We start from the raw sequence: 8,995 nt of genomic DNA on the forward strand, positions 1-8,995 counted from the left end.
GGAAAAGGTTGAAAAAATAGGTTACCTTCATCTAAGACATTATTATAACTGGGTAGAGGAACGATGGAATAATGAAAAAATTATGTCTGAGGGGTTTGATATCCATGCTATGCCCGCAGAACAAGAAAATTTTCTGTCCTCTTTAGGTAAACTAATAGGACTTTAGAACCCCCCAAAAATTTGTATTTCAGTATGGATCAGCACTGCGTAACGATTCACCGATCTACACCGGCTGTAAACAGGTAAATCGTTGGTTGCCGAAGTAAGGTGTTGCGGCAGTTAATTCTCAAACAACTTTAGCCAATTGATTACTATTAATGATATTCTGTATTGCTTTAGGAATATCGATGTTATTTTCATGACAATAGCTCTGCAATGCAGGGTAGTCAGGATCAACTTCCAAATCCAAGCCAAATTGTTTTGCTATTTCTTCAATCAATCCTTTCAATACATTGGCAGGTATTTCACTTCCAGTAGTATCTAGAGAAACATAAACTAAAGAGGCATGTAAAGCAGAAACCAAAACTTTTTGATTAAATTCACCCTTTGATTGCGCAGTTCCTAATTTAGTTAACCATACTGCTATGTCTTTATATTCTTGAGGAATCTTCTCACTAGTATTTTTCAAACAATCAAAAAGTTTGATACAACAATTAGTATTAGTATCTTCTTGTTGGTTATTCTGCTCTTGAAATCTTTTCTTAAAGTTTTTATCAAACTCCAAGAAGGCTTTTAATAAATTATTATCATTTTTGACTGCATGTTTTTTAAAAAGTCTTGACATTATTACTCCCTTAATCAAATAACAGTTCCATAAAAATCAATCAAATTGTCAATTATATCAAATAGAAAAGCAACTATTATTACCTAGTTTTATTGCAATTAAATAATATTGTATCCCATGCCCCAGCCACTCTTGTTGAGTATAACCATCACGCTCTTGGCGTTGTATCCAATTTGGCAAGCTGCATCAGCAGATATTGCATGACATTCCCTGGATATTAACTGTTTTTGTCATAAGAAAAAGAGGGAACCAGTATAAGGATGCGATATTCAATTGATCCGACGAGTTGTATATTTTTTCTAACAGCATTAATAGATCACTATAAGCTAAAGTGAACATTATCAAACATATGTTTATCTTCTGAAAACTATGTACTTAATGAGGGTACTGGGGCGCCGATTGTACAGTATCTTTATTATTGTGGTACGAAAAACCGATTTGTTTTCATCACCTCGAGCATTCTGTTGTTCAGAAAAAGGTTTAAAGAAATTATTTACATTAGCACCTTTTTTCGAATGATCATTACTTAATACTACTCGCTCAACCTCATACCCTTTTGCTGATAAAATTTTATCCTTAAATTTATCAAAAGCTTGTTGGTGCCTTTGTAGATGAGTAGGACCATCAAATTCAATGATTTTGTTTTTTCCATCAGCATATTTCAATAATAAATCTACAAAGAATCCACCTACAAACGCCTCTAATGCATACGTTACTCCTTGGCCTTTGAGGTAAGGATGTATTTTTCTATAGTTCAAATTGGACTGGGGTCGACATTCCACAATCAGCTCATCAATATCGTAGTTCTTATCTTCGTTAAGCAAAGACAATGCCATAATCACTTGAGTTTTTTGCCTAATATCATCCCCCTCCTTTTTTACCAAACTGACAGCATGATTGATAAAATCACTCGGTATGGCAACTGGGGAAAGCGGATTAACAGTACTAATAATGGCAACCGCCCATAAACCATTAACAATCCCTTGGGTATTAGTATGCTGGTGTTCGGCATGCAATAGGGCGAGCAAGTCATTGACATGCAACGCATTGGCTTGAGTTATTTGCCCAGCTTCGATCAATTTGGCGACAGCCATAACCCATTGGCAATATTTTGTGAGTTGGCCTGTCCGCGTACAGCATGCAATTGTGAGAATAAATCATTGACATAATTAGCATTAACTTCAACCATTTGCCCTGATTCAACCAATTTAGCTATCGCCCATAAGCCATTAGCAATTCCTTGAGGATTGGCCTGCAGACGCTCAGCATGCAATTGGCCAAAGAGCCCATTAACATGAGCAATATTGACTTGAGACATTTGTCCGGCTTCAACTAATTTGGCGATTGCCCATAAGCCATTGGTAATATTTCGCGAACTGGCTTGCCTACATTCAGCATGTAGTTGCTCAAGAAGCCCATTGACTTCAAATGCATTAACCTGGGTTATTTGTCCAGCTTCAACTAATTTGGCAATTGCCCATAAACCATTAGCAATTCCTTGGGGATTGGCGTGCTGACACTTGGCATGTAATTGGACAAGAAGCCCATGAACATGAGTAGCATTGACTTGGGTCACTTGTCCGGCTTCGACTAATTTGGCGATTGTCCATAAACCATTGGCAATTCCTTGAGGCGTAGCACGCAGGCGATCGGCATATAATTTGGTAAGAAGTCCATTGACGTCAACCATATTAACTTGAGTCATTTTTCCGGCTTCAACTAATTTGGCGACTGACCATAAACAATTTGCAGTAATTTGCGAACTGACTTGCCTATGTTCGGCCTGCAATTGAGCGAGTAGGTTATTGATTTGATCAGCATTGACATGGGTAAGTTGCCCAGATTCAACCAATTTGGCGACTGCCCATAAACCATTGGCAATATCTTGAGAATTGAGATGCTTATGTTGAGCATGCAATTGGGCGAACAAGTCTTTGACGTGAGCCTCATTGACTTGAGTTATTTTTGCGGCTTCAGCCAATTTGGCTACCGCCCATAAGCCATTAGCAATATTTTGTGAATTGGCCTGTCCGCGCACAACACACAATTGTGAGAACAAATCATTGAGATGCGCCTCATTAACTTGGGTTATTTTTCCAGCTTCAACCAATTTAGCTACCGCCCATAAGCTATTAGCAATTTGTTGAGCATTAGCATGTCTAAGTTCAGCATGAAAGCGAGTGATAAGAGGCCCTATATTGGGATCATCCGAAGGAATGTGTCGTAAGTCAGATGTCAACATAATAGTCAGGCGATGAAGTGATGTGGCACAATCTTTGGCAGTAAACGTGTTGCTATGTTTAGAAACTAGAGGAAAAATTTTAGAAAATAATTCCACTTTATATTCCAGCCACTCTTGTTGAGTATAGCCGTCACGATCTTGGCTTGTATCCACCTTGGCAAGCTGCATCAGTAGATATTGTATAACATTCCCTGGATATTGGCTGTTTTTGTCATAAGAAAAAGGAGGTAACCGGTATAAAGAAGAAACATTTACTTGATCCAAATTGTATATCGCTCTTAATAGCATTTATTAAGTCCTATAAGCAAAAAAGCATTATAAATCCCAATTTGATTTTTTTTGAATAAATTTTTAAGAGATCTTATCTGAGAAATACTCTATGTTTACGCACTACAAAAAGACACTATTGCACTTGTTATGTGAACATGAAAAAATAGCCTCTCCGGACGAGATGCGCCGTACCCGGTTAAGACAAGACGACGCCTTTAATCATTTAATAAAAAGGGGTTGTTATGTTTTTACCTTGGCTTTATTTATTTGTTGCTGGGTTTTTAGAAGTTTGTTGGGCTGTAGGCTTAAAATATACCGACGGTTTTTCGAAATGGATGCCAAGCCTATTTACTGGTACCGCACTTCTTATTAGCATGCTTTTATTAGCTAAAGCCGCCCAATCATTGCCCATTGGGACTGCCTATGCTGTATGGGTAGGAATTGGGGCGTTGGGCACAGCAATTATGGGAATATTACTATTTCAAGAACCAATATCTCTTTTCCGCTTGATATTTCTTATCTTACTTTTTCTGTCTATCTTTGGTTTAAAATATACTGCTTAATTGGCTCCTATAGTTATTTTGTATCGTTCCAGTATTCCATAACTTGTTGTATGATGGGCCCTTTAAGAATAACTCCCAAGCACCCATTAACAATGAAAATAAGCCGATTGAAGACTTTTTGGATAATTAGCCGTTTATTTTATTACACAGGCGTTGCTTGCACTCGCGCCATACTGAAATACCTTATCAGTACACCTACAAGACCTTGGGTTGACAAAACCATTCATCATTGGGTCGACCAACTACTCAATGCGGTTAAAGTACAATATAAAGTAGTCAATCCCTATGATGTCCAACCACAATCAGGAAAAGCAACGATCCTTATGTGTAATCACTCCAGTGCCTACGATATTCCTTTGGGATTTAAAGCTTTCCCAAACCACTCAATTCGTATGCTGGCAAAGAAAGAATTATCAAAAATTCCAATTTTAGGAAAAGGAATGGCTGCTGCAGAATTCCCTTTTATTGATAGAAAGAACCGGTTTCAAGCCATAAAAGATCTTGAGTTTGCTCAACAATTAATGGAAAGCGGCATTATTCTATGGGTCGCACCGGAAGGAACTCGCTCAAAGAATGGAAAACTAGCTCCATTTAAAAAAGGTGCATTTATCACTGCTATACAAGCAAAAGCTACAATAATCCCCATCGGAATTAGAGGAGCTTTTGACATACTCCCTGCACGTACATTTAATATCCATTTAAATCAAAAAGCAGAAATACATATTGGCAAACCTATCGATGCATCGCAATATACGGTTGAAAATAAAGAAGAGTTAATTGAAAGAACATATCTCTCAATAAAAGAGTTGGTAGGGCAAGGATAAAGCTCTAATAGTCTACTCCATAACCATGTGCCCGACTAACGATCGATGCCGCTAAACCAATATTTCTCGGATCGGATGCAGCTGTTAATATATTATTTTCCTTATCCCAAGTAATCGCCTGCATATCACCATAATATTGTTTTAAGGGTATTAAATGATGCCCCATAGCCTCCAATCTCTTTTGAATTAGAGCGGGGAAAGTATCAGGTTCAAATTGCAAAATATCTGGTAAGTATTGATGGTGAAATCGCATCGCAGAAACCATACTGATGGCGCCATATCCATCATGAAATAATAGTGTTGCAAGTAAAACCATAGTTGGAATTCGACTACCCCCAGGTGTTCCTAAAATAGCTATTCTCCCAGGCATTTCCAGAAAAGTAGGTGTCATGCTTGACAAAGGGCGTTTGCGTGGAGCTATTTCATTCGGCTCACTTCCTACCAAACCAAAAACATTTTGCTCACCAACCTTAGTAGAAAAATCATCCATCTCATCATTTAATAATACCCCGGTCCCTTTCGCTACCACACTTGAACCAAAAATGTAATTAATTGTCATTGTCGCGGCGACTCGGTTGCCTTCTGCGTCAATAATGGAAATATGAGAAGTATTTGAATTTTTTCCAGTGTAAGGCGAGCCCTTTAAAACCTGACTATCAATAGCCTTATCCGATGAAATTAATTGGCTTAATTGCTTTGCATTATCTGCAGAAACTAATTTATCAAGAGGTATCTTAATAAAGTCTGGATCTCCCAAAAATTGATCTCTTTGCCAATAAGCTAGTTTCATTGACTCCACAACATAATGTATCCATTGTACTTTTGAATAGGTAGACAATGGGAATTGAGATAGGACGTTCAACATGGTCACCAGTGCCACACCACCAGCAGAGGGCAGCGGCGCTGTAATAATTAGCATATTATGATAAGCACTGATTAGAGGTTCCCTTACCTTTATTTTGTATTGAGCCAAATCATCAAGGGTCCAAATACCTCCGCTGCGTTGACGCCTTTGACCAAGAGAGAGGCAGTTTCTCCTTTATAGAATCCCTCTCTACCATATTTCGCTATCAAAGTGAGCGTCTTTGCTAAATCTTTTTGAACAAGCCTGTCTCCAATTTCAAAAGGCTGTCCTTTCTTTAAAAAGATAGCCGCTGTATCAGGGTATTTTTTTAAATTCTCTAGTCTATCGCTCAAAGTAGAAAAATCTCTAAATTGCACATCCACAAGAAAACCTTCATTTGCTAATTTAATAGCTGGAGCTAATGTTTTACTCAAAGGCAGACGACCATATTTTTTGGCGATATAAACCATAGCTGCTGGCTGACCTGGGATAGCAGCCGATAAACCACCATTTAAAGACAAACCGGGGATCACACGTCCATCTGGTGCCAAATACATGTTCTTACTTGCTGCTAGTGGAGCGACCTCTCTACCATCTATGAATACATTTAAGTGTTTTTTTTCTTGATGTAGAAGCCAAAATCCACCACCACCTAGTCCAGAATGATAAGGTTCCACCACAGCCAAAGTAGCTGCCACTGCAACTGCAGCATCAAAAGCATTCCCTCCTGCTGCTAAAATCTCCAATCCAGCATTGGTCGCTAAGGGGTGAGCACTGGCTACAGCGTAGCCTGGAGGATGTGCAGGAAGAGTTTCGGCATTAACCTGATAAGTACTACAAATTAATAAAAATAAACCAATGAGCCAGTTATAATTGCGATTCATTTTGTCTCGTTTTTAGTTCTCTAACTACACCCGGAGGAACAAATTGGGAAACATCACCATTTAAAGCAGCAATTTCACGAACTAAGGTAGATGAAATATACATTAAGTGCTCTGCGGGCGTTAAGAATAAGGTTTCCACTTTTTTAGACAGCTTCCTATTCATTCCAGCAAGCTGGAATTCATATTCGAAATCAGAGACTGCTCTCAATCCCCGCAAAATAATGCCGGCATTTTGTTCCAGAACAAAATCAATTAACAAATTATCAAAACCGACAACTTTCACCCCAGGCAAATGTCCAACTGACTCTTCCAATAAGTTAATTCTTGTCTCCCAAGATAAATAAGGGCGTTTAGCCTTATTACTGGCAACTGCTACTATCAGTTCAGGAAAGATAGTGCTGGCTCGTGTAATAATATCAACATGTCCATTAGTTACTGGGTCGAATGTTCCTGGATATATTGCTTTTTGTTTCATATTATTAATTACTGATTGCATATGGGAGCAGTCTAGCGTATTGTAAATTGAAAAACTATAAAAAAATGGAATTGAGGTGAGCAATGAATGCGATAAAACGTTTAATGATTCTATCAATTTGCTTTTTAACTGCTTGTGCTCCGCCACGACCTTCAGAAGAACCACCTACAAATCGTGAGATTCCTCTCGAGGAAAGAAAAGCGGAAACAGCTACCGTTTCATCATGGGAAATAAAAGGCGCTATGGCTGCCAAAACAAAAGCCAAAAGCTGGACTGCCACTATGAACTGGGTACAGCACGGTGCCAGTTCTTACCAAATTCGATTAATGGGACCCTTAGGTAGCGGTTCAGTTCTGATTGCCAAAAAAGGTGGCACAATTACTTTCCAGGATGGCCCTAAAACGACAACCTCAAATAATGCCGATGAATTGTTGCTAAAACAAACTGGCATCAGACTTCCTGTAAATAACTTATATTATTGGGTAAGAGGACTGCCAGCACCTGGAGGAATTCAATCAGAGAAGCATGATCAATATAACCATCTAGTGCAATTAAAGCAAAGTGGATACACTATTGATTTTACTAAATATACCTCAGTAAAAGGGATAGATTTACCAAGTATGATTCGCCTTGAAGGAAATGGAGTGATGGTGAAAGTAGTTATTAAGAATTGGATTGTATAAATAAATTCCTTAAAACTAATTTCTTACAAATTATTTGCTTTATAAAGTTGACATCGCCAAAAAAGCACTGCAAAATACGCAGCACATTGCAGGGATGAATACTATTAATATAAAGCTCAAGGATGATTTAAGAATCTACAAATTATAGGGGTGTCGCCAAGCGGTAAGGCACAGGGTTTTGATCCCTGCATACCTAGGTTCGAATCCTAGCACCCCTGCCATTTTCTTGTTGATTCAACCTAGAATATGAAGTTGAATCTAGGTACAAGTAAACAGACGGCAGAAGATACCTGGAAGGATGCGTTTTTCGTATCGCTCAAATAATAATAATATCTTTTTGGCTGTCTTCTGCTATGTGTTTAAGTTAAGTGATTAACCTAAATCTAAGGCTTTTTACACATGTCCACAATGATGATATTTACCGGGAATGCTAACCCTGAATTGGCACTAAAAATTTCTTCTCATTTGCAAATACCTATAGGTAAAGCTACAGTTGGAACCTTCAGCGATGGTGAAACTATGGTTGAAATTTTAGAAAACGTCCGAGGTAAAGATGTTTTTGTTCTTCAATCAACTTGTGCACCAGCAAATAATAACTTAATGGAATTGCTTATTATGGCTGATGCCCTAAGAAGATCTTCTGCTGGCCGCATTACTGCTGTCGTTCCTTATTTTGGCTATGCACGTCAGGATAGACGCGTGCGATCTGCCCGTGTTCCTATTACAGCTAAAGTTGTCGCTGATATGATGGCTTCCGTAGGGATTTGTCGTGTTCTCACTGTTGATTTACATGCTGATCAAATACAAGGCTTTTTTTATATGCCAGTTGATAACGTTTATTCAACTCCTGTATTATTAGAGGATATTACAAAGCAAAATCTAGATAATATAATGATAGTTTCACCGGATGTAGGTGGCGTTGTACGTGCTAGAGCAGTTGCAAAAAGACTTAATGATGCTGAATTATCAATCATTGATAAACGTCGTAGTGGGCCAAATAAATCTGAAGTAATGCACATTATAGGTGATCCAGCCAATAAAAACTGTATTATTGTAGATGATATAGTAGATACTGCCGGAACCCTATGCACCGCTGCCCATGAGCTAAAGAAAAGTGGAGCAAAAAGTGTCAGGGCCTATATTACACATCCTGTATTGTCGGGACCTGCAGTCAACAATATTAAACATTCTGGTCTAGATGAAGTAGTCATAACTGACACCATTCCATTGTCAAAAGACGCGCAAAATTGTGAAAAAATCCGGGTGGTTAGTCTTGCAGATATGTTGGCTCAGGCTATTAAGCGAGTCAATGTTGAAGAATCAGTAAGTTCAATGTTTGCAGAATAAAATTACTAAAAATAACCGCTCAAGGTACATAATATTGATCTTTGGGCGGAAAGCCAGATAAAAATATAGATATGAAAAA

General features: G+C 38.3%; 8 protein-coding genes, 1 tRNA gene, 1 pseudogene and 1 riboswitch. Of the genes and pseudogenes, 5 read left to right on the top strand and 5 right to left on the bottom strand.

Annotation, left to right across the window (positions count from 1 at the left end; translation table 11 throughout):
* Positions 1-286: 286 nt before the first annotated feature.
* From OK13_RS13025 to OK13_RS13035, 3 genes are all read right to left on the bottom strand, one after another.
* The gene (locus tag OK13_RS13025) at positions 287-784 is read right to left on the bottom strand and encodes a hypothetical protein (protein ID WP_035891469.1); all 498 of its coding nucleotides are present in this window, start codon (positions 782-784) and stop codon (positions 287-289) included.
* A 353-nt stretch (positions 785-1,137) separates the two neighbouring features.
* Complete coding sequence (locus OK13_RS13030) at positions 1,138-1,878, bottom strand: DUF559 domain-containing protein (RefSeq protein ID WP_035891471.1); 741 nt, start codon at positions 1,876-1,878, stop codon at positions 1,138-1,140.
* Positions 1,860-3,314 carry a hypothetical protein gene (locus tag OK13_RS13035; RefSeq protein WP_035891473.1) on the bottom strand — a complete coding sequence of 485 codons (1,455 nt, stop codon included), beginning with the start codon at positions 3,312-3,314 and terminating at the stop codon, positions 1,860-1,862. The genes OK13_RS13030 and OK13_RS13035 overlap by 19 nt, the downstream gene beginning before the upstream one ends.
* 142 nt (positions 3,315-3,456) lie before the next feature.
* A riboswitch (guanidine-III (ykkC-III) riboswitch) is annotated at positions 3,457-3,512 on the top strand.
* A 26-nt stretch (positions 3,513-3,538) separates the two neighbouring features.
* On the opposite strand from OK13_RS13035, the gene OK13_RS13040 reads away from it, so the two are divergent.
* Together OK13_RS13040 and OK13_RS13045 are read left to right on the top strand one after the other, a co-directional pair.
* Positions 3,539-3,859 (top strand): DMT family transporter, encoded by a 321-nt coding sequence (locus tag OK13_RS13040; RefSeq protein WP_035891475.1) that lies wholly within the window; start codon positions 3,539-3,541, stop codon positions 3,857-3,859.
* Between the two features lie 92 nt (positions 3,860-3,951).
* Positions 3,952-4,683 (top strand): lysophospholipid acyltransferase family protein, encoded by a 732-nt coding sequence (locus OK13_RS13045; protein ID WP_035891483.1) that lies wholly within the window; start codon positions 3,952-3,954, stop codon positions 4,681-4,683.
* 4 nt (positions 4,684-4,687) lie between these two features.
* Here OK13_RS13045 and ggt read toward each other — a convergent pair.
* Both ggt and coaD read right to left on the bottom strand, forming a co-directional pair.
* Positions 4,688-6,411, bottom strand: a pseudogene (gene ggt, locus OK13_RS13050) (gamma-glutamyltransferase).
* On the bottom strand, positions 6,395-6,907 hold the full coding sequence (gene coaD, locus OK13_RS13055; RefSeq protein WP_035891477.1) for a pantetheine-phosphate adenylyltransferase: 513 nt from the start codon (positions 6,905-6,907) through the stop codon (positions 6,395-6,397). The pseudogene ggt and the gene coaD overlap by 17 nt, the downstream one beginning before the upstream one ends.
* Before the next feature lie 62 nt (positions 6,908-6,969).
* Here coaD and lolB point away from each other — a divergent pair, with 62 nt between their 5' ends.
* The 3 genes from lolB to OK13_RS13070 all read left to right on the top strand — a co-directional run bounded on the left by lolB (position 6,970) and on the right by OK13_RS13070 (position 8,916).
* The gene (gene lolB / locus OK13_RS13060) at positions 6,970-7,569 is read left to right on the top strand and encodes a lipoprotein insertase outer membrane protein LolB (RefSeq protein ID WP_035891478.1); all 600 of its coding nucleotides are present in this window, start codon (positions 6,970-6,972) and stop codon (positions 7,567-7,569) included.
* Positions 7,570-7,715: 146 nt separating this feature from the next.
* Positions 7,716-7,790: transfer RNA gene (locus tag OK13_RS13065), tRNA-Gln, on the top strand.
* A 178-nt stretch (positions 7,791-7,968) separates the two neighbouring features.
* Positions 7,969-8,916 (top strand): ribose-phosphate pyrophosphokinase, encoded by a 948-nt coding sequence (locus OK13_RS13070; protein WP_035891479.1) that lies wholly within the window; start codon positions 7,969-7,971, stop codon positions 8,914-8,916.
* Positions 8,917-8,995 lie beyond the last annotated feature (79 nt).

It is taken from the genome of Legionella norrlandica, assembly GCF_000770585.1.
Classification (GTDB): Bacteria; Pseudomonadota; Gammaproteobacteria; order Legionellales; family Legionellaceae; genus Legionella; species Legionella norrlandica.

Bases quoted from the DNA above. Each gene is read 5' to 3' on its own strand.
- OK13_RS13025 (WP_035891469.1), bottom strand. From the start codon at position 784: ATGTCAAGACTTTTTAAAAAACATGCAGTCAAAAATGATAATAATTTA.
- OK13_RS13030 (WP_035891471.1), bottom strand. From the start codon at position 1,878: ATGGCTGTCGCCAAATTGATCGAAGCTGGGCAAATAACTCAAGCCAAT.
- OK13_RS13035 (WP_035891473.1), bottom strand. From the start codon at position 3,314: ATGCTATTAAGAGCGATATACAATTTGGATCAAGTAAATGTTTCTTCT.
- OK13_RS13040 (WP_035891475.1), top strand. From the start codon at position 3,539: ATGTTTTTACCTTGGCTTTATTTATTTGTTGCTGGGTTTTTAGAAGTT.
- OK13_RS13045 (WP_035891483.1), top strand. From the start codon at position 3,952: ATGAAAATAAGCCGATTGAAGACTTTTTGGATAATTAGCCGTTTATTT.
- coaD (WP_035891477.1), bottom strand. From the start codon at position 6,907: ATGCAATCAGTAATTAATAATATGAAACAAAAAGCAATATATCCAGGA.
- lolB (WP_035891478.1), top strand. From the start codon at position 6,970: ATGAATGCGATAAAACGTTTAATGATTCTATCAATTTGCTTTTTAACT.
- OK13_RS13070 (WP_035891479.1), top strand. From the start codon at position 7,969: ATGTCCACAATGATGATATTTACCGGGAATGCTAACCCTGAATTGGCA.